This window comes from Amycolatopsis taiwanensis DSM 45107 (assembly GCF_000519205.1).
GTDB classification, from domain to species: domain Bacteria; phylum Actinomycetota; class Actinomycetes; order Mycobacteriales; family Pseudonocardiaceae; genus Amycolatopsis_E; species Amycolatopsis_E taiwanensis.
Genome location: NZ_JAFB01000015.1, coordinates 99942 through 121219 on the forward strand (window position 1 = coordinate 99942; position 21278 = coordinate 121219).

Consider the following 21278-nt stretch of genomic DNA (forward strand, 5'->3'; position numbering starts at 1 on the left):
GAGAAGGGCAAATGGCGGACGTCCATGACGGGATCGCGGCCGACGGGTTCGCGGTGCCGTTGCGGCTGCACAACCTACTGCTCGCGCTGGCCGGGAGGCTGGATGACACTGCGTTGTCCGAAGCGCGAGAGCTGACCGCGCGAGCCCGGCTGGATGAGGCGGCCGAGTTGATCGCCGGCGCGCTGATCGCCGGCCAGCTGCCGGTTCGCGAAACCGAACAGCACGAGCTGGGGCTCATCCTCGAGCTGAGCCGTTCCGACGCGGCACTCGCGGATCACCTGATGGTCGACGACGCGGAAGCGGACAACGGCGTGCTGCACCGCTTCACCGGTGACAACAACCCTGAGGAGGGCATCGCCGACGCGCTCGACCGCACCCTGCAGGTGCTGCCGGATCTGCGCTCGGTGCACGCCATCTGGCGCAACACCCCGGCCGGCAGCGTGCCCGGGCCGCTCCCGCAGCGGGTCGTGCTCGTCGAGATCGGCCCGGAGGGCAACCCGCCGGCCGCGGCGTACCGGATCGACGCCGCATTGCGCCGGGCGGGCATCCGCGCGGTCGTCGAGGTGACCGGTCCGGACACCGAGCGGACCCGGTACTACGACCAGGCGCTGAACTCGGCGACCGCGGTGTGGCTGGCCGGCTCCACCGTGCACTCCTCGCCGCCCTCCTCGCCCGAGACGACCGAGACGACCGACCAGGCCGGACGACACGTCGCCGTGGACGCACCCGCTTCCCCGGAGCCGGTTCAGGCGTCCAGTGGTCCAGGACACATATTCGGCCCCCGCGAGGAGGAACCGGACGCCGACCGCGTCGAGCGGACCATGGACCTCACCTCCGCCGAGGTCGCGCAGCTGCGTGCGGCGCTGGCGGAGGACGACGAGCGGCGGGGCAAGGCGATCGCGGCCGCGGCCATCGGCCCCGACGAGGTCATCGAGATTCCCGAGCTCGACCTGGACGACCCGCAGCTGTCCGAGCGTGATCGTCAGCTCTTACGCGAGCTGCACGCCGAGCTCGCCGAACGGGAGCGGGCCGAGGGGGAGAAGGTGCACCTGAACGGCTCGGGCGCCGCTGATGACCAAGCGCGCTGGGTGGACGGCTTCTCCGGCTGAGGCCAAGGGTTTCGAATAACGCAGGCTGTGGCGTCGCGCGAAGATCGGTGCGTTACCGGCCTGTCGTGCGTCACACTGTCAGCGTGTCCGAACTGAATTTCCGGCTGCCGGGACGGCTGCGGTTCTCCGAAGAAATGCCGGAGAACCCGGCCGTTCCCCGTGACGCGGCGACCGTTGTCCTGCTTCGCGACTCCGACCAGGGGCTCGAAGTGTTCCTGCTCCGCCGGGTGGCCGCCATGGCCTTCGCACCCGGGATGACCGTCTTCCCTGGAGGCGGTGTGGACCAGCGTGACGCCGACGAGTCGGTGCGCTGGGCGGGGCCGGAGCCCAGCGTGTGGGCGGAGGAGTTCGCGGGTACCGAGCCGCTCGGGCGGGCCCTGGTCTGCGCCGCCGTACGGGAAACCTTCGAGGAGTCCGGAGTTCTCCTGGCCGGCACCGAGAAAGGCGTGGTCGAGGACGCGACGCGGTTCGGCGACGCGCGGCAGGCGCTGGTGTCGCGTGAGCTGTCGCTGGCCTCGTTCCTGCGAGACGAGGGCTTGATCCTGCGCGCCGACCTGCTCCGGCCGTGGGCGCACTGGATCACGCCGGCTCAGGAGAAACGCCGCTACGACACGAGGTTCTTCGTCGCCGTGCTTCCGGATGGACAGCATGCCGACGGCGTCACCACCGAAGCCGAGTCCGCCGGCTGGCAACGTCCCCAGGACGCGCTGGCCGATGCCGAGGAGGGCCGAAGCATGCTGATGCCGCCGACCTGGCACACGTTGACCGAACTCGCGAAGTTCCCTTCGGCCGCTGATGTTCTCGCCGCGGACCGCACGATCGTGCCGATCACTCCGACGATCGTCCGCGACGGGGACGGACTTCGGGTGGTGGTGAAGTGAAGCACCCGGCCTACGGACAGCTACGTCAGGTTTCGGCGACCGCCTCGGTCTTGCTGGAGAACAACCCCTCGTCGATGACCCTCGAAGGCACCAACACCTGGGTGCTGCGTGCGCCCGGCGCGGCGGAGAGCGTGATCGTCGACCCGGGCTACGAAGATCTCGATCACCTGCCGAAGCTCACCGAACCGGGGCCGGTGACGCTGATTCTGCTGACCCATCACCATCCCGATCACGCCGAAGGCGCGCCTTGGCTGGCCGAACGTGTCGGTGCGCCGGTGCGGGCCCTCGATCCCGCCCTGTGCCGGGACGCGGAGCCGCTCGCGGAGGGCGAGACGATTTCCGCCGCGGGACTGGAAATCGAGGTCGTGCACACTCCTGGGCACACCGCGGACTCGGCTTGCCTGCGCTTCGGCGACCACCTGCTGACCGGTGACACGATCCTGGGCCGGGGCACGACCGTCCTGTCCGACCTCGGTTCCTACCTGAATTCGCTGCGGAAGCTGCTCCTCCTGCCGGCCGGCCTGACCGGGCTGCCCGGCCACGGACCCGAGATCGGCGACCTGCGGGCCACCGTGCGCGAGTACCTGGCCCACCGGGAGCAGCGGCTCGACCAGGTCCGTGCGGCGCTGGCCGAACTCGGCGATGACGCGACGGCGCGCCAGATCGTCGAGCATGTCTACGCCGACGTCGATCCGGCGCTGTGGGGTCCGGCCGAGCACAGCGTCCGCGCCCAACTGGACTACCTCATCGGCGGCGCGAGTCCCACCCTCCGGTAGCGCGTGTCCCACGCTCCGGTAGCGCGTGTCCCACGCTCCGGTAGCGCGTGTCCCACGTTCCCGTACCGCGAGTTCCACGCTCCGGTAGCGCGTGTCCCACACTCCCGTACCGCGAGTTCCACACTCCCGTACCGCGAGTTCCACGCTCCGGTAGCGCGTGTCCCACNCTCCCGTACCGCGAGTTCCACGCTCCGGTAGCGCGTGTCCCACACTCCCGTACTCCGTGTTCCACGCTCCGGTAGCGCGTGTTCCACACTCCGGTAGACGGGAACGGGGGACTCACACGACGGGAACGGGGGACTCACACGACGGGAAGGTGGGACTCGCGGAGCCCGGCGGAGTAGGAGTCCTCCCGCGGCGGGCGGACGGTGCTGCGCAGCAGCCACACCCCCGCCGCGAGCGTGAGGCCGATCGCGGCGGCGGCCAGGAAGGACGCCGCGGGGCCGTAGTGCTCGACCAGGAAGCCGCTGACCGACTGGCCGAAGGCCAGGCCCAGCGTCACCGCGGTGATCACCCAGCCGAAGGCCTCGGCGGCGGTTCCCTTCGGAGCCACGATCTCGATCGCCGCGGAGTGGGTGGCCGACTGCGGCGTGATCAGCGCACCCGCCAAGAGCAGGGCCAAGGCGAGTCCCCACAGCGTCGTCGGCACCGCCGAAAGCGCCACCAGCAGTGCGAAGCCGGCCAGCAGCGCCGGCAGCCGCAACGACATGCGCCGGGGCCAGGGCCGGAGGCTGTAGGCCACGCCGAAGGCGACCGAACTCACCGACCACAGTGAAAGCAGCAGGCCCCCGAGCGTGGGCTCTCCGGCCTCGGTCGCCGCGGCCGGCACCGCCACTTCGATGAACCCGATCACCACCCCGAACCCGAGCACCGCCAGCGCCAGCGTGCGCATTCCCGGACTGGCCAGCGCGCCCAGCGCCGCGCGGCGCTCGGTGCTCGTCGGGCCCCAGGACCGCACCGCAGGGCTGAGCGCGAACAGCACCCCGCCGGTGACCATGCAAAGACCCCCGACGATCATCCCGGTGCCCGGCCAAGGCGCGGCGACGAGCAGGCCGGCCAACCCGGGGCCGAGGATGAAGAACGTTTCCATGCTGATCGCCTCGTACGACAGGGCCGCGCCGTGCACGCCCTCGTCAGTCAGTACGCGGCCCCAGAGCGCCCGGGAGGCGGACCCGATCTGCGGCTCGGTGATCCCGATCGCGCCGCCGAGCAGCACGAGCACCCAAGTCGGTGCGTGCGTCTCGATCGCCAGCGTGAGTCCTGCCATCGCGGTCGCGAACAACGCCACCACGGCGAGCAGCGGCCGGGTGGGGCCCAGTCGGTCGATGAGCCGTCCCTGCCCGACCGCGCCAAGCGAGACCCCGACGAGGCTGCCCGCCGAGACCAGCCCTGCCACGGCGAACGAGCCCGTCTCGCGCTGGACGTAGAGCAGCGCGGACAGGCCGACCATCGCGATCGGCAGGCGCCCCAGGACCGAGGCCACGATCGGGCGGGCCATGCCGGGAGTGCGGAGCGCGACGCGATAGTCGCTCAGGCGAAGGTGAGATTGGGACACACGTACCAGTATGCCAAAAGTGGTACTGTAGTACCAATTGTTACCCGCCATCAGGTTCGGCTGGATTTATCTCGATTCGGTAACGAGGACCGACTTCTGTCCGAGCCGGGGCAACGAACCGGCCACGGCCGCGTCTTTGCGGGTGAACGGCCTTGAACATCGGGGTAGGGGCCGTGGCATTGTTGAGTTGTCAAAGAATCCCTCCGGATATCGGGTCGGGGCCTAACAGCCGGAGGGCGGGGAGCGCGGACTGTCGGGGGATGGCCCGCGCAACACGGAGGGCCGGTGCGCCACGTCGGGGGTGGCGCCCGGCCCGACGTGCGTAGCGCCCCCTACTCGCGCCCGTGGGGCGCTCGCCGGGGCGCACGTCGGGGATTACACCGGGGGTCGAACCCCCGGACCCCCGCCAGGGGGCAAGCCCCCTGGACCCCCGGTTCGGTGCCGGTTGGGTGGGTTCGGTCACCAACCGTCTGGTCGCCAAAGTCTGTTCAACACGCCGCTTTCGCCGCTTTGTGGGGCGGCTCTTCGTCGAGACTGCGAACTCATCGTGACGTCGCGCGTGCCTGGCCGGCCAGGGGTAGCAGCTTGGGCTGCCGGCTGGGGGCGTTGCGCCGCCAGGTAAGGGCGAGCAGAAGAACTGGATGTGGGCCAGGCGAAGGGCCCAGGGCTGCGAAGGGGTTGCGTTGGCAGCCGCTTCCGCCGGGCGGTGCCGGTTGGGTGGGTCGGCGCCGCCCGGCGGAGAGTTTCGGCGTTGTGGTGGGGGTCAGCGGGCGCGGCGGGCCAGGCGCTCGGGGTCGAGGATCAGCACGCTCTTGCCCTCCAGACGCAGCCAGCCGCGGTGCGCGAAGTCCGCGAGAGCCTTGTTCACGGTCTCCCGCGACGCACCGACGTACTGGGCGATCTCCTCCTGCGTGAGGTCGTGCGTGACCCGCAGGATGCCCGCCTCCTGGCTGCCGAACCGCTGGGCCAGCTGCAACAGCGCGCGAGCCACCCGCCCCGGCACGTCGGTGAAGATCAGCTCGGCCACCATGTTGTTCGTCCGGCGCAGTCTCCGCGCGATCACCCGCAGCAACTGCTCGGCGATCTCCGGACGCGTGGAAATCCACTTCCGCAGCGACGGGCGGTCCATGCTCACCGCACGAACCTCGGTCACCGTGGTGGCACTGGAAGTGCGCGGGCCCGGGTCGAAAATGGACAGTTCACCGAACATGTCCGACGGACCGGCGATCCACAGCAGGTTCTCGCGTCCATCGGGGGACTTTCGCCCGATCTTCACCTTGCCGGACAGGATGATGTACAGCTTGTCGCCGGGCTCGCCCTCGGTGAAGATCACGTGGCCACGCGGGAACTCCACGGTCTCCAAGGTCTGTGCGAGCGCCTCGGCCGCGGCTGGTTCCACACCCTGAAAGATGCCCGCTCGGGCCAGGGTCTCGTCCACCTCGTGCCTCCTCATCGGTGACGCAGCGTCCTGAAGCGCAGGACAAGGCGTCGGTCACTTGCGTGCGTGCAGTGTAAGCCGTTCGGGCGAGAACACTGCACGGCTCACCCAAACGCACCTTCGTAACGCCCATATGGGTGAGAACGGGCTCGTCCGATCGAGCAGCTTAACTCCGCGTGCGACGAGGACGCAGCTTGGCTGCCCTTCCGCCGAGCCGGCGCAGCCGGAACAGTTCGAGGGCGCGGCCGATGCCGTGCCCGTAAAGCGCCCTGACCTCGTTGGGCCGGGCCTGCTCGAGGAACTCCTCGACCTCCTCCTCCTGCACGGCGACGTGCTTGAGGCGGCTTTCCACGCGCTCCATCGCGAGCGCGAAGAACATCATCACCAGAGGCACTGCGACTACGAACCAAGCAGTCATTGACGTCAGACCCTCGCTTACCGCTTTGATCTCGAGTGCTAGCAGCCAGTCGGCCTCGTCAACGTGTCCCGGGGCCTTTCCGTAGGCTATCGGGGTGCCCAACGCCGTCCGTTACAAGCCACCCCGAAAAGGTGAGGAGACTCGGCTAGCTCTGGTAAGACGCGCACGCCGCATGGTGCGTTGCCTCACCGAGGCGTATCCGGACGCGCATTGCGAGTTGAACTTCAGCAACCCGCTCGAACTGCTGGTCGCGGTCGTGCTCTCGGCCCAGACGACCGACCAGCGCGTGAACGAAGTCACGCCGGCCTTGTTCGCCCGTTACCGGACCGCGGCCGACTACGCCGGGGCGAACCGCGCCGAACTGGAGGAGTTCCTCCGGCCGACCGGGTTCTTCCGGGCCAAGGCCAACTCGCTGCTCGGCCTCGGCGCGGCGCTCGTGGAGCGCTTCGACGGCGAGGTGCCCGGACGCCTTGACGATTTGGTCACACTCCCCGGCGTCGGCCGCAAGACCGCGAACGTCGTGCTCGGCGACGCCTTCGGGGTGCCCGGTATCACGGTGGACACGCATTTCGGGCGGCTGGTGCGGCGCTGGGGCTGGACCACGGAGGAGGACCCGGCCAAGGTGGAGAAGGTGATCGGCGAGCTGATCCCCCGCAAGGAGTGGACGAAGCTGTCGCACCGCGTGATCTTCCACGGACGCCGCGTGTGTCACTCGCGCAAGCCCGCCTGTGGCGCCTGTCCGCTCGCCCGTGACTGCCCGTCCTACGGCACCGGCCCGACCGACTTCGAGCAGGCCGCGAAGCTGGTCAAGGGGCCGGAACGAGATCATCTGCTGGCTCTGGTGCAAGCACGGTGACCACGGCGGCGAAGTGGGCGTTGGCGGTCGGAATCCTGGTGCTCGGGCTGATCGTCGCGATCCTCCCGCGCCAGTCGACGCCTCCGCCGAACGCCCCTTCGCCCGACCTCTCCGCGGCCAGAGCGGTCGCCGCGCTGGCGCCCTGCCCGACCGGCACGGGAGAGATCGCCCAGCTGAAGGGGGTCACCGCGGAGTGTCTCGGCGACGGCACGACCGTCGACCTGGGACAGGCGCTAGCTGGACACACCACGCTGGTCAACGTCTGGGCCACCTGGTGCCAGCCGTGCCGGACGGAGCTGCCGGTGCTTGAGGCGTACGCGGCCCAACCCGGCGCCGCGAAGGTTCTGGCCGTGCAGACGGCGAGCGATCCCTCGGACGGACTCGCGCTACTCACCCAGTTGGGTGTACACCTGCCGGTGGTGTATGACGGAATGGGAACTTCCGGGCCGGTGAGCGAGGCGTTGAAGGTGCCGCCCGCGCTGCCGGCCTCCTACGTGGTGACCGCGGACGGGCAGGTTCGCTTCATCTCGAACCCACGCACCTTCGTCAATGCTGACCAGGTGCGCGCGGCGGTGGAGGGTCGGTGAACGGACCACTCGTGGACGTGGCCTCCGTGCCCTCCTGGCTGCGGCCCCTGGTCGAAGCCAGCGCGCAGCTCGATGTCTCGGCCTTCACCCGGGTCCGTCCGCCGCCGAACGGGCAGGCCCGCTCGGCGTCGGTGCTGATCCTCTTCGGCGAATCCGCCCGTGGTCCGGATGTGCTCCTGCTGCGCCGGGCCGACACCCTCGGCTCGCACGCCGGTCAGGTCGCCTTTCCCGGTGGCGGGGCCGAGGACCACGACGACGGCCCGGTGGCGACAGCGGTGCGCGAGGCGGAGGAGGAGACCGGGGTCGACCCGGCCGGCGTGCGGCCGGTCGCACTGCTGCCGGAGCTGTTCGTGCCGGTGTCCCGCTTCGCGGTCACGCCGGTGTTGGCGCACTGGGTGAACCCATCGTCGGTGCACGCCGTAGATCCAGGTGAGACGGCTGCGGTGGCCCGGGTCACCGTGGCCGATCTCGTCGACCCGGCGAACCGGTTCCAGGTCCGGCGGGCGGGCACGAACTGGAAGGGACCCGCGTTCGCCGTGGACGGCATGTTCATCTGGGGTTTCACCGGCGGCCTGCTGTCGACGCTCCTGTCCGTCGCGGGCTGGGAACGCGAGTGGGATCGAGGCGACGTGCGTGACCTCGCCGGGTGGGAGCCGAAGTGAACTGGGTCGATCTACTCGTGATCGTGCTGGCCCTGCTGGCGGCCATCTCCGGCGCGCGCCAGGGTGTCGTGATCGCGCTGCCCGCGCTGGTCGGCGTCACCTGCGGCGCGATCGCCGGCATCCGGCTCGCGCCGCTGGTGGTCGACCTGTTCACCAACCCGGCGGCCAAGGTCGCGTTCGCGGTCGCCACGCTGGTGTTCCTGGTCGCACTGGGCGAGACCGTCGGCGTGTGGGCCGGGCGGCGGTTCAAGGGGGCGATCAAGGACCGGTTCAACACCCAGAAGCTGTCCGGGATCGACCAGACGCTCGGCGCGCTCGTGCAGGGCACCGTGGTGCTGCTGGTCGCCTGGCTGATCGCGGTTCCGCTCACCGGCGTGGCGGCCCTTCCCGGTCTGGCGGGAGCGATCAACAACTCCATGGTCCTCGGTGCGGTCGACCGGGCGGTCCCGGCCTCGGCCGAGAGCCTGCCCGCGGACCTGCGGAAGCTACTCGACGTCTCCGGCTTCCCGTCCATTGTGGACCCCTTCCAGAAGACGGAGATCAGCGAAACCGCGCCGCCGGACACGGCGCTGCAGGACAGTGCGGTCGTGCAACAACTGCGCGGCAGTGTGTTGAAGATCCGTGGCACGGCGTCGTCGTGTTCGAGAGCCCTGGAAGGCACTGGATTCGTCGTGGCGCCCCAGCGCGTGGTGACCAACGCGCACGTGGTCGCCGGCACCGACGAGACCTCGGTCGAGACGGCGCAGGGGCGGCTGTCGGCACGGGTGGTGTACTTCGATCCCGCGGTGGACCTCGCGGTGCTCGCGGTGCCCCGGTTGCAGGCGTCCCCGCTCTCGCTCTCGGCCGAGGCGGCCAAGTCCGGGGACAGCGCGATCGTGCTCGGGTATCCGCTCGACGGCCCCTACACCGCGACCGCGGCCCGGATCCGCAACGAGATAACCCTGCAGGGACCGGACATCTACGACGCTCGCACGGTACGCCGGGACGTGTTCACCATCCGGGCCCAGGTCCGCAGCGGCAACTCGGGCGGGCCGCTGGTCGACCCGTCCGGCACCGTGGTCGGCGTGGTCTTCGGCGCGTCGGTGGAGGACGGCGACACCGGCTTCACCCTGACGGCCAAGCAGGTCCGGTCGGTCATCCAGGACGCGTCCGCGTTGAGCTCGCGTGTGAGCACAAGCTCCTGCGCCGCCTAGCGAGAAGACTGTTTCGAAGCGACCTGCGTGGGTAGCAACGCAAGCCGGCTGCCGCACCACAAGCGGCTGACGCCGCTTCGGCTAGTCCTGTGCCAGGAAGGCGAGCAGCGACTTGCTGGTGCGCTCGGGGTCCTCGAGATGTGGGAAGTGCCCGACACCGGCGAACGATTCGAACCGGGAGCCCGCGCCCTGCCAGGGCGCTGAAGCGCGCGCTGTTTCCGGCAGCACGCAGGGGTCGGCGTCGCCGTGCAACTGCAGCACGGGTGCGGTGACGCGGTCGCGGACGGCGGCGCGGAACCGGCGCCCCTCCCCGCGGAACTGCGCGCGAAACGCCCATCGGTAATACTCGAGCGCGCTGTGCGCGACACCGGGCACGAGCATCGCGTGGCGGAAAGCACTTGCCGTTTCGGCGAAATCGTCGGTCCGGGGCCAGCCGGGCCCGGACCAGGCGCGCAGCAGCCGCTCGACCTCCGCCGCGTCGTCGGCGACCAGCCGGCGCTCCGGCGCCATCGGCAACTGGAACCGGAACAGGTAGCTGGAGGCCCGGGCCTGGCCGCGCTGCCTGCCCACGGCCGAGCGGTACGCCAGCGGATGCGCCCCGCCGAGCACGCTCACCGACTCGACCAGCCGCGGATGCAGTGCGGCCACGGTCCACGCGAGCATGCCGCCCCAGTCATGTCCGACCAGATGCGCCCGGCGTTCCCCGAGGGCGCGCACCAGGCCCGCGACGTCACCCGCGAGCGTCCAGCCGTCGTATCCGCGCGGCGGTTTGTCCGAGTCACCGTAGCCCCGCAGGTCCGCGGCGACCACGTGGAAGCCGGCGTCGGCCAGTGTGAGCAGTTGATGCCGCCAGGCCCACCAGAACTCGGCGAACCCGTGCAGCAGGAGCACGGTGGGCCCGTGGCCGGCCTCGGCGATGTGCATGCGGATGCCGTTGGCGGACACGTCACGATGCGTCCACGGCCCCCTCAACCGGACAGTGGACGGGTCGGGCGATTGCACGGGGCGGGTGCGGTCAGGCGACGGTCTCTCGCCGTGGCTTGAGAGCCGCGGCGGTTTCCTTGACGCTGCTGATGGTGCGTTCCGGTGCCTTGACCTTCTTCACCTTGCGCCAGCCCAGGATGGCGAACATCGCGGTCGTCACCAGCATCAGGACGAACACGATGAGGAACGCCGGCCAGCGCAGCCCCCACAGGTCGGAAATCAGCTCGGCGAGGAAGAAAAAGAAGAAAAAGGAACTGTAGAGCCCGATGGCACCGGCGATGAAGAAGTAGATGCTGCCCGTGAGGCCCTTCTTGACCTCGCCGACGATCTCCGTCCTTGCCAGCTCGACCTCGGCCCTGACCAGCGTCGACATGTGCTGGGTCGCCTGGCTGACCAGGCTGCCGATCGACTGTTCTCCGGCGGCCGACTCGTGATCGTCGGACAACGGGATGTAGGGCACGGCCTCGAGGCCGTCCGGGCCGTTGCGTTCGTGCTCCTGGCTGCTCACGTTGGTCATCGTGCCATGTCCTCCTTCGCCGGGCTCGCTTAGACCTCGACTTCACGGGTTACCCCGATCGCTGACGCGCCGGGTGAGAACGCCGGCGGTTGGTTTGTCTGGACCAAAGGGGCGATATGGCCACGATTGAGGTCAAGCGCGACACCAGGTTCTTCGGGCACCCGCTGGGCCTGGCGAACCTCTTCGGCGTCGAGATGTGGGAGCGCTTCTCGTTCTACGGGATGCTCGGCATCCTGCCCCTCTACCTCTACTACTCGGTCGCCCGGGGCGGTCTAGGGATGCCCCAGGTCACCGCCACCAGCATCGTCGGCGCCTACGGCGGGTTGGTCTACCTGTCCACGATCGTCGGCGCGTGGGTGGCCGACCGGCTGCTCGGCAGCGAGCGAACGCTGTTCTACAGCGCGGTGCTGATCATGATCGGTCACGTCTCGCTGGCCGTGCTGCCGGGCTACCTCGGCATCGGCGTCGGCCTTTCGTGCGTCGCGATCGGCAGCGGCGGGCTCAAGGGCAACGCAACCGCCGTGGTCGGCACGCTGTACGACGAGAAAGACGAGCGTCGCGACGGTGGTTTCACGCTCTTCTACATGGGCGTAAACCTCGGGGCCTTCGTCGGTCCGCTGCTCACCGGGCTCGCGCAGAGCGAGATCGGTTTTCACGTTGGCTTCGGCCTGGCGGCGATCGGCATGGCGCTCGGCCTGATCCAGTACACCTTCGGCCGCAAGAACCTGCCGTTGCGGGCGTCGGAGGTCCCCAACCGGCTGCCCGCGTCACGGATTCCGGGCGTGACCGCCGTTGTCGTTGTGGTGCTCGCGGCGATCGCGGCGCTGCTGCTGACCGGGCTGGTCACCGCGGCGAACCTCTCGGACGTCGTGGTGTGGGTCGTCGCCGCGGCCTCGGTCGCGTATTTCGCGGTCATGCTGACCAGCAGGAAGATCACCGCGGTCGAACGCTCGCGGGTGCTGTCGTTCATCCCGATGTTCATCGCGAGCGCGGCCTTCTGGGCGTTGTACCAGCAGCAGTTCACCGTGGTGGAGATCTATTCGGACCAGCGGCTCGACCGGAACCTGTTCGGCTGGCAGATGCCGGTGTCCTGGGTACTGTCGACCAACCCGGTGTTCATCATCGCGCTGGCCCCGCTCTTCGCGACCCTGTGGACCAAGCTCGGCGCGCGCCAGCCGTCGACACCGATCAAGTTCGCGCTCGCCACCTCGATCATGGGCGTCGCGTTCCTGCTGTTCCTGCCCAGCGCGGGTGGCGGCCCGAACAGCGCGCCGCTGCTCGGGCTGATCGGCATTCTGCTCGTGTTCACCATCGCCGAACTGCTGCTGTCTCCCGTGGGCCTGTCGCTGTCCACGAAACTGGCGCCCGACGCGTTCCGGACCCAGATGGTCGCGCTGAACTTCCTGTCGGTGGCCCTCGGCACGGCGCTGTCCGGCTCGCTCGCCAAGTACTACAGCGTGCAGCAGGAGTTCCGGTACTTCGGCACCGTCGGCGGCGTGGCGATCGCGATCGGCGTCCTGCTCGCCGTCATCAGCCCGTTCGTCCGCAAGCTGATGTCGGGCGTCCACTGAGGTCGAATCAATGCAGCGTGGTGCCGAACAGCGCGCCGACGGAGTACGTCAGCAGCATGGTCAGAGCGCCGACGGCGACGTTGCGGAGGACGGCGCGGCCGCGCCCCGCGTTGCCCAGCCTGGCACTGACGAACCCGGTGAGCACGAGCCCGGCGGCGACGGACAGGCCACACGACCACAGACGCCAGGGTTCCGGCGGCAGGATGATCGCCAGCACCGGCAGGGCGGCGCCGATCGCGAACGACACGAACGAGGCACCGGCCGCCTGCCACGGGCTGGTCAGGTCGTCGGGGTCGATACCGAGCTCGGCCTCGGCGTGTGCGCGCAGCGCGTCCTTGACGGTGAGTTCGCGCGCCACCTCGGCCGCCAGCTGCGGCGACAGGCCCTTGCGCTCGTAGATCTCGGCGAGCTCCCGCTCCTCGGCCTCCGGCATGGTTTTCAGCTCATGCTTTTCGAGCCGGAGCATTGCACGTTCGGTGTCGCGTTGCGTGCTCACCGACACGTATTCCCCGCCCGCCATGGAAAGCGCGCCGGCGACCAAGCCGGCGATTCCCGCCATCAGAATTGCGATGCGGTCGCTGGTCGCGCCGGCCACACCGACGACCAGGCCGGCTACCGACATGATGCCGTCGTTGGCGCCCAGTACCCCGGCACGCAGCCAGTTCAGCCGGCTGCCGAGACCGTCACCGTGCGGCTCGTGGACATGCGCCGGAGGGGCTTGCTCGACTTCGGTCATGTACACATTCAAACATGCATCGGGATTTTCTTTCGGCTCAGGTGAGCCTTATTTCCTATTCAATTTCCCGATTGAAGTATGCCTTGCCTTAATTTGGTGAGGCTTAATTTAGTTGCCGGCGAACCCGGTTACTGTCCGGTGCCGGCCGGAAGCGGTCGCCGGGGCGGGCGCCTGATCGAGGGAGCGCCCGCCCCGACGAGACATGATGCCCCTCGATGGGTCAGGAGTCGAGTTCGGCGAGCGCCTGCTTGGCCTGTTCGAGCTCGGCCTCCAGTGCGGCGACCTTGGCTTTCTGCTGCTCGCGGGCCGCGTTGATCACCTCGTCGATCGGGGTGGACAGGTCCGTGTGCAGCTCCTTCGCCGCGCGGGACACGGCGGAGGAGGACACGGCGAGGCCGCGGGCCACCCAGGTGCTGCCGTGCTTGAGCTCGGCCTGCCAGTCGCCATCGGCGGTGCCGGTCACGGTCAGCGTGAGCTCGACCGTGCGGGTCTTGCGGGCCGTGGCGCCCTTCGCGCGCCCGCGCTTCGGCTGCGTGGTCTCGGCGCTCTTCTCGGCGTCCGCGGGAGCGGCCTCCGTCTCGGCGGTCTCCGGTGAGGCGGTTGTGGTGTCCAGGCTCATTGCGGGTACGGTCTCCCTCTTCGTGGCGTCGTCCAGCTGCGACTGGCCGGATTCTAGAACAAACGTTCGACGTTGGGAATACGGGGTCGCGAGCATCGATTGTCTCCCGCCCGGGTCCTGATCCACCCCAGGGTGGGTTCGGCGCACAGGCCGGCGCGACCAGCGGCCCGTCGAACCGGGCGCGCGGGGTCGCTCGACGGGAGTGTAGGCCCACGTGGGCCGTTACCCGTCAGCACTCGATCGGGTGTATCTCATCTTGGTTTCCGACCTTGGGAAACGATGTGTTCGCGCAGGTCGCAGGCTATGGCGACGCATTTTCCGAAACTAGCTGCAAGTTGATTCGGCAGGGATAAAGCTGATAGTCAAACACCGCCAGGCGCACCGGTGGTGCCGAAGTGTCTCGGGGGACACGATCTTGGTGATTCTTGCCCAGTTGTATGAACTTATTCAAAACGCGAGATGAGCACTCCTGGTGACACGGCACAACGCTGCACGTGGGCGGGGAGGCAGGCGCCAGCGTGGCCAACCGGCGGCCGGCGAGGAGAAGTCACGGCCTGTCTACCCGAACACATTCCGAATAACACTGTCCTGAGGAATGGCGCAGATGCGGATCAAACCCATTCGGCTGCTCCCGGCCGTTGGCATCACGATAATTGTGTTGCTCAGCGGAGCCTGTTCCAGCGCTGATTCAGGCGAGTCGGTGGCGCCGGCCGCGGTTGGTCAGGAGGAAATGATCAAACTGCCGGAAGCCGACACGTTCGGCACGGTTTCCGGCGCCCCCACCGACCCGCGGGTGGACGTGGGGGCGGTAGCCGGAAAGGTCTTCCACCCGAAACGCGAAATGATCGTCTACGCAGGTGTGGGCGGCACTCCCATCGCGAGGCTTCCCGCGCTCCAGATGGGCTCGCCGACCTGGACTCCGGTGGTGGCCGAACAGGGCGACTGGGTCGAGGTGTTGTTGCCCACGCGGCCGAACTCCGCCGCCGGCTGGGTGCACGCGGAAGCCGGCTCCTTCGAAACGGCGCGGAACGAATTCGCGATCAAGGTCGACCGCGCCAGGTTCACGCTGGAAATCACGGAAAACGGAAAATCGATCGGCAAGTGGACGATCGGGACCGGTAAGCCCGAGCATCCGACGCCCGCCGGGCGGGCTTACATCATCGCCTCGATCGCGGAGACGAAGAACACCTACAGCCCGATCGTTCTCCCGCTGAGTTACCACTCTGATTCCCTGGAGACATTCGGCGGCGGTCCGGGCACGGTGGGCCTGCACACCTGGCCCAACGACAGTTTCGTCGGCAAGGCGAGCAGTGACGGATGTATCCGGGTTCCGCGGGACGCACTGGACCAGCTCGTCAAGGTGCCGCTGGGCACCATTGTGGACATCACATAGCTCACGAGCATTTCTACTCGTGATATTCAAAACCGAAAGGTGATTTTCTTGTCCAGAAGAACGGTGCTCGCCGGTCGTGTCGGCGTGCTTTCCGCCGTGCTCGTGACCGGCGCTCTGCTCGCTCCCGTGGCCGGTGCCACGGAAGGCAAGGCCGCCGGCACCGACTCGGCGTTCGCGATTTCGGGTTCCGGCCTGCTGAGAAACGACCGCACGCCATCGGTGGACGACTCGGACGGTTTCGCGGAGGCTTCGCTCGCCCAGCTGAAGCTGCCGCTGCTGGCCGACCTCGGCGCCCTCAACGCGCGGGCCGGCGCCGGCCAATCGCGGGCGAGCGTGGCCGCCCTCAAGGTCGGCCTGGGCCTCGGCAAGCCGGTGCTGACCGCATCCGCGGTCGAAGCCGACTGCGACCGCGGCAAGGTCTCCTCATCCCTCGCGAAGGCGAAGCTCGGCGACATCCCCCTGGATGTACAGGCGCCGCCCAACACCACGGTAAAGGTCCCCGGGCTGCTCTCGGTCACCCTCAACAAGCAGGTCAGGCACCACGACGGCACGGTGACCGTCACCGCCGTGTCGATCAACGTCGACAACCTCCAGACGCTGGACCTCGCCTCCGCCACCTGTGTGCCCGCCGAAAGCGACGGCGGCACCACCGTCAGCGACCCGACGCCGCCCAACGGCGCGGCCCCGACGCCGACCCCGGTGCCGGCTCACCTGGACGTCACCGGCTGACCCGCCGGACCACCCGGTCCCCAAGCGCCGTCTCGGGAGCGACCACGCTCCCGAGACGGCCATGGCTCGTCAGCGCCTCACTCTTCGGACTTGCCGGACTTCATCCCGGCCGAGATGAGGTCCATGACGCTGGAGTCGGCGAGCGTGGTCACGTCGCCGATCTGGCGGTCTTCGGCCACGTCGCGCAGCAGGCGGCGCATGATCTTGCCGGAGCGGGTCTTGGGCAGTTCCGAGACGACCATGATCTGCCGTGGCTTGGCGATCGGGCCGATCTCCTTGGCGACGTGGTTACGCAGTTCCTGGACGGCCTCCTCGCCGCCGTCCACCGCGCTGCCACGCAGGATGACGAAGGCGACGATGCCCTGCCCGGTGGTGGGATCGCTGGCGCCCACGACGGCCGCCTCCGCGACGGTCGGATGCGACACCAGCGCGGACTCGACCTCGGTGGTGGAGATGCGGTGGCCGGAGACGTTCATCACGTCGTCGACCCGGCCGAGCAGCCAGATGTCGCCGTCGTCGTCGTACTTGGCACCATCACCGGCGAAGTAGAAGCCCTGGGCGGCGAACCGCGACCAGTACGTCTCCTGGTAGCGCTCGTTGTCGCCCCAGATCCCACGCAGCATCGACGGCCACGGCTTGTCGAGCACGAGGTAACCACCGCCGCCGTGCGGAACTTCGGTGCCGGCGTCGTTGACCACCTTGGCCGAGATGCCGGGCAGTGGGCGCTGGGCGGAGCCGGGCTTGGTGGCGGTGACGCCGGGCAGCGGAGAGATCATGATGGCGCCGGTCTCGGTCTGCCACCAGGTGTCCACGACCGGGGTGCGGCCCGCGCCGATGTGCTCGCGGTACCAGACCCACGCCTCCGGGTTGATCGGCTCGCCCACGCTGCCCAGTACCCGCAGGCTGGACAGGTCGTACTTGGCCGGGATCTCGTCGCCCCACTTCATGAACGTGCGGATCAGGGTGGGTGCGGTGTAGTAGATGGAGACCTTGTAGTTCTGGATGATCTCCCAGTGCCGGCCCTCGTGCGGGGTGTTCGGGGTGCCCTCGTAGACCACCTGCGTCACGCGGTTCGACAGCGGGCCGTAGACGATGTAGGAGTGCCCGGTCACCCAGCCGATGTCGGCGGTGCACCAGTACACGTCCTCGCCCGGCTTGTGGTCGAACGCCACGTGGTGGGTGTAGGAGGCCTGCGTCAAATAGCCACCGGAGGTGTGCAGGATGCCCTTCGGTTTCCCGGTGGTGCCGGAGGTGTAGAGGATGTACAGCGGGTGCTCGGAGTCGAAGGCCTCGGGCTGGTGCTCGGCCGGCTGCCCGTCGACCAACTCGTGCCACCACAGGTCACGGCCGTCGGTCCAGGGCACCTCCGCCCCGGTCCGGCGCACCACGATCACCTTCTCCACCGACTCCGCCCCGGCCAGGGCCTCGTCCACGTTGGCCTTCATCGGCGCCGCCTTGCCACGCCGGTACTGGCCGTCGGAGGTGATCACGACCTTGGCTTCGGCATCGTCCACTCGCTGCCGCAGCGCCGTCGGCGAGAACCCGCCGAACACGACCGAATGCAGCGCACCGATCCGGGCGCAGGCGAGCATGGCCACGATGGCCTCCGGGACCATCTGCAGCTGGATCGCGACCCGATCGTGCGCGGTCACGCCCAATGACAGCAACGCGTTCGCCGCCCGGCACACCTCGTCCTTGAGCTGGGCGTAGGTGATGTCCCGGGTGTCGCCCGGCTCGCCTACCCAGTGGATCGCCACCTGGTCCCCATAGCCGGCTTTCACGTGCCGGTCCACACAGTTGTAGGCGACGTTGAGCTTCCCGCCGACGAACCACTTGGCGAACGGGGCCTCCGACCAGTCCAACACCTGAGACCACTTCGTGTCCCAATGCAGCCGCTCGGCCTGCTCCGCCCAAAACGCCTCGCGGTCGGAATCGGCCTTGTCGTAGAGATCGGCTTTCGCGTTGGCCCGCTGGGTAAACTCTTCGCTCGGCTGGAACGTCCGGTTTTCCGTGAGCAGGTTCTGCAGCGCGGGGGACTGCTCGGTCATGGTGCACGGCCTCCTGGAGTTAGGTGCTGTGGCTGACGCCGAATGCACCGTATGACGGTAGTGCGCAGCGCGAAACCCCCCGGCAATGGATAGACCATTACATGGTTGAGCCAGCCGCCGATGGTTTGGAGGACGGGGAGTACTCGACGGGTGGGACATTTCGGCGCGGAGCGCGTTTGGACTCGCGCAGGGCAGCCCGGGAGTAGCTATCGGGGCGGCGGCGCGCCTATGCCGAGAACGTGACTCTATCTTGGGTGGAGCGCCCCGTCGACACGATCGTGGTCGCGCGCAAACTCGCGGAGGAGAAGGTGTGACCGATGTGCTGGCCCCGCTGCTCGGGCTCGACGGTGTGGCCGACGCCGTGAAGGCAGCGCAGGACGCGGTGTTCGCGGTGCACCGGCATCCGGCGAACCTGCGTGGCGCCTCGGCGACCGCCGCCGAAGCCTCGGTGCGGGCGGCCCGCGCGTCCGCGGCGATCGAGGGGGCCGATCCGGAGATCCCCGCCGACGCGGCCGTCACCGATCCGGTGCTCGCCGGGGCGTTGCGGGTGGCGGAGTCGCTGGAGTCCCTGTTGCCGACCTGGCGGCGGGCGCCACGCCAAGCCCTGGCCCGGATGCAGGTGCTCGCCGCGGCCGATCTCGTGTCCGATCCGGAAACCCTGGGCCGGCCGCGGGCGGGCGCCGCCGACCGGCTGGACCTGCTCGCCCAGTTGGTCACCGGAGGTACTTCGGTGCCCGGCGTGCTGCTCGCCGCCGTGGTCCATGGGGAGCTTCTGGCCTTGCGGGCCTTCGGCGCCGGGGACGGGGTGGTGGCCAGGGCGGCGGCCAGGCTCACCATGGTCGCGACCGGCGTCGACCCGAAGTCGCTGACCGTGCCGGAGGTCGCCTGTCTGCGGCAGTCCCGCCGTTACCGCGACGCCGCGGCCGGCTTCGCCACTGGCGAGCCGGCCGGGGTCCGGGAATGGCTCCTGTTCTGCTGCGAGGCCCTGGAGAAGGGCGCACACGAGGCACGCGGGATCGCCCGGGCCGCCGGCTGACCAGGGTTGGTCAGGGAATGCAGGCGCCCAGGGTGTCCCGGACGCGACCACCGTTGGCCTCGAGCAGTGAGATGGCCGTGGCCGAGTCGACCCCGCACAACAGGTGTACGAGGGCGACCTTCAGGTCGCCACCCGCCTCGACGAGCGCGTCCGCACAGTCCTGCTCGCTCGCCCCGGTCGCCTCGCGGAGGATGCGGATCGTCCGGCCGCGCAGCTTCGCGTTCGTCGCCCGGAGGCTGACCATCAGGTTCGAGTAGGTCCGCCCGAGCTTGATCATGGCCGCGGTGGAGAACGAGGTGAGGATCACCTTCTGCGCGGTGCCCGCCTTCATCCTGGTGGACCCGGCGATCGCCTCGGGCCCGGTGTCCACTCCGATCAGCACGTCCAGCCAGGGGGGCTGGACTGTGCGCGGGTTGCAGGAGACCAGGGCGGTCCGGGCCCCCCGGCCACTGGCCTCCTTCAGCGCGCCCAGCACGTACGGCGTGCGCCCGGACGCGGTCAGGCCCAGCACGAAGTCGCCCGGGTCGACCATGGCCGACAGCTCCGCCGCACCCGCCTTCGCGTCGTCTTCGGCGTTTTCGACCGGTTCCCGCAGCGCGCGGTCACCACCGGCGTGGTGGGCGACGAACCAGTCGGGTGGCACGTTGAAGGTGGGCACGAGCTCCGCGGCGTCCAGCACGGCGAGCCGTCCGGACGTCCCCGCGCCCACGTAGTGCACGCGATGCCCACCGCGCAGCGTCTCCACCGCGAGGTCGACCGCGACGGCCAGTTGAGGCAGCACCTCACTGACCGCCTCGGGCACCCGGCGATCCTCGGCGTTGATCAGGCCGAGGATGCCGACGGTCGACATGCGGTCGATATCGGTGGTGCGGGGGTTGCGCTGCTCGGTGGGGGAATCGACCTGCACTGCCGGATGTGGCACCGTCATCTGCGCCTCGCTTCGTCCGCCGAACTCACCGCGCCGTTCTTCCTCTGCCACGTTCGTGTTGAACAGCGTTCTCATTTCCCGGTTTCCCGGGGGCGCCGTCGCCCGTCCGGCCGGACCCCGAGCCGGTGACTGCCCACCGCTTCGCGGGTGGCCTCGAGGGCTTGCGAGGCGTCCGTCATGTGCCGCTGTGCGACCCCGATGAACAGGCAGTCGATGACCGTGAGCTGGGCGATCCGGCTGGCCGTGGCGCCCGAGCGGAAGGTCGTCTCGCGGGCTGCCGTGGTGAGCACGTGGTCGGCGACCTCGGTGATCGGGGAGCGCGGGAAGTTGGTCAGCGCGACCGTCGCCGCCCCGCGCTCGCGGGCCACACGCAGCGCCTCGACCGTGTCGGTCGTCGCGCCGCTGTGCGACACGGCGATGGCGACGTCACCGGCCTTCAGTACCGCGGCCGAGGTGAGCATGATGTGCGTGTCCGACCAGGCGAAGCTCACCCGTCCGATGCGGTGCAGCTTCTGCTGGAGGTCGGCGGCGACGAACGCGCTCGCCCCGACGCCGTAGACGTCGATCCGGCCCGCTTCGGCGAGCAGGTTGATCACGCGCTCCAGGGTGGCTATGTCGACCTGGTCGGCCGTCTCCTCGACGGCGCGGGCGTCGGCGAAGCTGACCTTGCCGACCACCGCGGCCAGATCGTCGGTGGCGCTGATTTCCCCGCCGATGTTGCGCGTCGAGCGCGCCTCCGACCGGGCGGTGTCCGCGGCGAGCGCGATCCGCAACTGTGGGTAGCCGCCGACCCCGACCGCCTTGCAGAATCGGGTCACCGTCGTCTCACTCGTGTTGGCCGCGAGAGCTACTTCCGTGATGCTCCGGCGGGCGACCGACGATGGGTCGTCGAGCACCACCTTCGCCACGCGTTGCTCCGCTCGGGCGAGGCCGGGCAGCAAGGACCGAATGCGTACCAGTGGGCTCGCTTCGACCTCGCGCCCCGGGTTGTCCGCGCCGGTGTGTGTCGGGTCGGTTACGGGTTCGGTTGGGTTAGCCGTGGGAAACTTACTAACCGTCGGCATCTGTGACAAGGCAATCCACATCCTTCGGGATGATCGCAACTCCTCCGCCCCTGCGCGTCCGAGCTGCGCTGACTCAGTTGTCCAGAAAGTCGCCAACCAGGTCACTCTCGTTAACGTCTACTGCTTAACGACTTGGCAACTTGCTGGAGTTCCCGAACGGCCGACGTTCGTCGGTAGC

The 21278-nt window shown here is 69.1% G+C and carries 21 protein-coding genes; 11 read left to right on the forward strand and 10 right to left on the reverse strand.

The genetic code is table 11. The annotated features are described in order from the left end of the window. Positions 1–11: 11 nt before the first annotated feature. The 3 genes from A3CU_RS0113940 (at position 12) to A3CU_RS0113950 (ending at position 2766) form a co-directional block, all read left to right on the forward strand. Positions 12–1109, forward strand: coding sequence for a hypothetical protein (locus A3CU_RS0113940; protein WP_027942810.1), 1098 nt, complete (start codon positions 12–14; stop codon positions 1107–1109). A 134-nt stretch (positions 1110–1243) separates the two neighbouring features. Then, the gene (locus tag A3CU_RS0113945) at positions 1244–1990 is read left to right on the forward strand and encodes an NUDIX hydrolase (RefSeq protein ID WP_156960372.1); all 747 of its coding nucleotides are present in this window, start codon (positions 1244–1246) and stop codon (positions 1988–1990) included. Next, a complete protein-coding gene (locus A3CU_RS0113950; RefSeq protein ID WP_027942812.1) occupies positions 1987–2766 on the forward strand; it encodes an MBL fold metallo-hydrolase in 780 nt (259 codons plus the stop codon). Before A3CU_RS0113945 ends, A3CU_RS0113950 begins: the two co-directional genes overlap by 4 nt. Before the next feature lie 301 nt (positions 2767–3067). Here A3CU_RS0113950 and A3CU_RS0113955 read toward each other — a convergent pair whose 3' ends face one another. The 3 genes from A3CU_RS0113955 to A3CU_RS0113965 form a co-directional block, all read right to left on the reverse strand. Continuing rightward, complete coding sequence (locus A3CU_RS0113955) at positions 3068–4264, reverse strand: MFS transporter (protein ID WP_245617081.1); 1197 nt, start codon at positions 4262–4264, stop codon at positions 3068–3070. Positions 4265–5084: 820 nt separating this feature from the next. Further along, positions 5085–5759 carry a Crp/Fnr family transcriptional regulator gene (locus A3CU_RS0113960; RefSeq protein WP_027942814.1) on the reverse strand — a complete coding sequence of 225 codons (675 nt, stop codon included), beginning with the start codon at positions 5757–5759 and terminating at the stop codon, positions 5085–5087. A gap of 166 nt (positions 5760–5925) precedes the next feature. After that, a complete protein-coding gene (locus tag A3CU_RS0113965; protein WP_027942815.1) occupies positions 5926–6177 on the reverse strand; it encodes a hypothetical protein in 252 nt (83 codons plus the stop codon). A gap of 172 nt (positions 6178–6349) precedes the next feature. On the opposite strand from A3CU_RS0113965, the gene nth reads away from it, so the two are divergent. The 4 genes from nth to A3CU_RS0113985 are packed head-to-tail and all read left to right on the forward strand — an operon-like array spanning position 6350 to position 9475. Further along, positions 6350–7033: an endonuclease III gene (nth, locus tag A3CU_RS0113970; protein ID WP_027942816.1), complete on the forward strand. Its 684-nt coding sequence runs from the start codon at positions 6350–6352 to the stop codon at positions 7031–7033. Beyond that, positions 7030–7620, forward strand: a complete 591-nt coding sequence (locus A3CU_RS0113975) for a TlpA family protein disulfide reductase (protein WP_027942817.1) — start codon at positions 7030–7032, stop codon at positions 7618–7620. Before nth ends, A3CU_RS0113975 begins: the two co-directional genes overlap by 4 nt. Beyond that, on the forward strand, positions 7617–8282 hold the full coding sequence (locus tag A3CU_RS0113980) for an NUDIX hydrolase (protein WP_027942818.1): 666 nt from the start codon (positions 7617–7619) through the stop codon (positions 8280–8282). Before A3CU_RS0113975 ends, A3CU_RS0113980 begins: the two co-directional genes overlap by 4 nt. Then, the gene (locus A3CU_RS0113985) at positions 8279–9475 is read left to right on the forward strand and encodes a MarP family serine protease (protein ID WP_027942819.1); all 1197 of its coding nucleotides are present in this window, start codon (positions 8279–8281) and stop codon (positions 9473–9475) included. Before A3CU_RS0113980 ends, A3CU_RS0113985 begins: the two co-directional genes overlap by 4 nt. 81 nt (positions 9476–9556) lie before the next feature. Here the strand turns inward: A3CU_RS0113985 and A3CU_RS0113990 are convergent, their stop codons facing one another. Continuing rightward, positions 9557–10477, reverse strand: a complete 921-nt coding sequence (locus tag A3CU_RS0113990) for an alpha/beta fold hydrolase (RefSeq protein WP_027942820.1) — start codon at positions 10475–10477, stop codon at positions 9557–9559. Positions 10478–10490: 13 nt separating this feature from the next. Then, entirely contained in the window at positions 10491–10976 is a 486-nt protein-coding gene (locus A3CU_RS0113995; RefSeq protein ID WP_156960367.1) for a phage holin family protein, read from the reverse strand. A gap of 116 nt (positions 10977–11092) precedes the next feature. On the opposite strand from A3CU_RS0113995, the gene A3CU_RS0114000 reads away from it, so the two are divergent. Next, positions 11093–12547, forward strand: coding sequence for a peptide MFS transporter (locus tag A3CU_RS0114000; protein ID WP_027942822.1), 1455 nt, complete (start codon positions 11093–11095; stop codon positions 12545–12547). Positions 12548–12554: 7 nt separating this feature from the next. Here A3CU_RS0114000 and A3CU_RS0114005 read toward each other — a convergent pair whose 3' ends face one another. Together A3CU_RS0114005 and A3CU_RS0114010 are read right to left on the reverse strand one after the other, a co-directional pair. Then, on the reverse strand, positions 12555–13283 hold the full coding sequence (locus A3CU_RS0114005; protein ID WP_027942823.1) for a VIT1/CCC1 transporter family protein: 729 nt from the start codon (positions 13281–13283) through the stop codon (positions 12555–12557). A gap of 220 nt (positions 13284–13503) precedes the next feature. Further along, positions 13504–13902 (reverse strand): DUF6319 family protein, encoded by a 399-nt coding sequence (locus A3CU_RS0114010; protein WP_027942824.1) that lies wholly within the window; start codon positions 13900–13902, stop codon positions 13504–13506. Positions 13903–14497: 595 nt separating this feature from the next. Here A3CU_RS0114010 and A3CU_RS0114015 point away from each other — a divergent pair. Next, positions 14498–15295 (forward strand): L,D-transpeptidase, encoded by a 798-nt coding sequence (locus A3CU_RS0114015; RefSeq protein WP_084143256.1) that lies wholly within the window; start codon positions 14498–14500, stop codon positions 15293–15295. Between the two features lie 39 nt (positions 15296–15334). After that, on the forward strand, positions 15335–16024 hold the full coding sequence (locus tag A3CU_RS44745; RefSeq protein ID WP_425388240.1) for a choice-of-anchor P family protein: 690 nt from the start codon (positions 15335–15337) through the stop codon (positions 16022–16024). 77 nt (positions 16025–16101) lie between these two features. Here A3CU_RS44745 and acs read toward each other — a convergent pair whose 3' ends face one another. After that, positions 16102–18072: an acetate--CoA ligase gene (gene acs, locus A3CU_RS0114025; RefSeq protein ID WP_027942826.1), complete on the reverse strand. Its 1971-nt coding sequence runs from the start codon at positions 18070–18072 to the stop codon at positions 16102–16104. A 310-nt stretch (positions 18073–18382) separates the two neighbouring features. On the opposite strand from acs, the gene A3CU_RS0114030 reads away from it, so the two are divergent. Continuing rightward, positions 18383–19108, forward strand: a complete 726-nt coding sequence (locus tag A3CU_RS0114030) for a Fic family protein (RefSeq protein WP_027942827.1) — start codon at positions 18383–18385, stop codon at positions 19106–19108. Positions 19109–19118: 10 nt separating this feature from the next. Here A3CU_RS0114030 and murQ read toward each other — a convergent pair whose 3' ends face one another. Both murQ and A3CU_RS0114040 read right to left on the reverse strand, forming a co-directional pair. Further along, the gene (gene murQ, locus A3CU_RS0114035; protein WP_027942828.1) at positions 19119–20036 is read right to left on the reverse strand and encodes an N-acetylmuramic acid 6-phosphate etherase; all 918 of its coding nucleotides are present in this window, start codon (positions 20034–20036) and stop codon (positions 19119–19121) included. Positions 20037–20107: 71 nt separating this feature from the next. Then, positions 20108–21100: a MurR/RpiR family transcriptional regulator gene (locus tag A3CU_RS0114040; protein ID WP_169739631.1), complete on the reverse strand. Its 993-nt coding sequence runs from the start codon at positions 21098–21100 to the stop codon at positions 20108–20110. Positions 21101–21278 lie beyond the last annotated feature (178 nt).

What these genes read in the sequence shown, in the direction of transcription:
- A3CU_RS0113940 (WP_027942810.1), top strand. Translation starts at nt 12, where the DNA reads ATGGCGGACGTCCATGACGGGATCGCGGCCGACGGGTTCGCGGTGCCG.
- A3CU_RS0113945 (WP_156960372.1), top strand. Translation starts at nt 1,244, where the DNA reads ATGCCGGAGAACCCGGCCGTTCCCCGTGACGCGGCGACCGTTGTCCTG.
- A3CU_RS0113955 (WP_245617081.1), bottom strand. Translation starts at nt 4,264, where the DNA reads ATGGCCCGCCCGATCGTGGCCTCGGTCCTGGGGCGCCTGCCGATCGCG.
- A3CU_RS0113965 (WP_027942815.1), bottom strand. Translation starts at nt 6,177, where the DNA reads ATGACTGCTTGGTTCGTAGTCGCAGTGCCTCTGGTGATGATGTTCTTC.
- nth (WP_027942816.1), top strand. Translation starts at nt 6,350, where the DNA reads ATGGTGCGTTGCCTCACCGAGGCGTATCCGGACGCGCATTGCGAGTTG.
- A3CU_RS0113995 (WP_156960367.1), bottom strand. Translation starts at nt 10,976, where the DNA reads ATGACCAACGTGAGCAGCCAGGAGCACGAACGCAACGGCCCGGACGGC.
- A3CU_RS0114000 (WP_027942822.1), top strand. Translation starts at nt 11,093, where the DNA reads ATGGCCACGATTGAGGTCAAGCGCGACACCAGGTTCTTCGGGCACCCG.
- A3CU_RS0114005 (WP_027942823.1), bottom strand. Translation starts at nt 13,283, where the DNA reads ATGACCGAAGTCGAGCAAGCCCCTCCGGCGCATGTCCACGAGCCGCAC.
- A3CU_RS0114010 (WP_027942824.1), bottom strand. Translation starts at nt 13,902, where the DNA reads ATGAGCCTGGACACCACAACCGCCTCACCGGAGACCGCCGAGACGGAG.
- A3CU_RS0114015 (WP_084143256.1), top strand. Translation starts at nt 14,498, where the DNA reads ATGGCGCAGATGCGGATCAAACCCATTCGGCTGCTCCCGGCCGTTGGC.
- acs (WP_027942826.1), bottom strand. Translation starts at nt 18,072, where the DNA reads ATGACCGAGCAGTCCCCCGCGCTGCAGAACCTGCTCACGGAAAACCGG.
- murQ (WP_027942828.1), bottom strand. Translation starts at nt 20,036, where the DNA reads ATGACGGTGCCACATCCGGCAGTGCAGGTCGATTCCCCCACCGAGCAG.
- A3CU_RS0114040 (WP_169739631.1), bottom strand. Translation starts at nt 21,100, where the DNA reads ATGCCGACGGTTAGTAAGTTTCCCACGGCTAACCCAACCGAACCCGTA.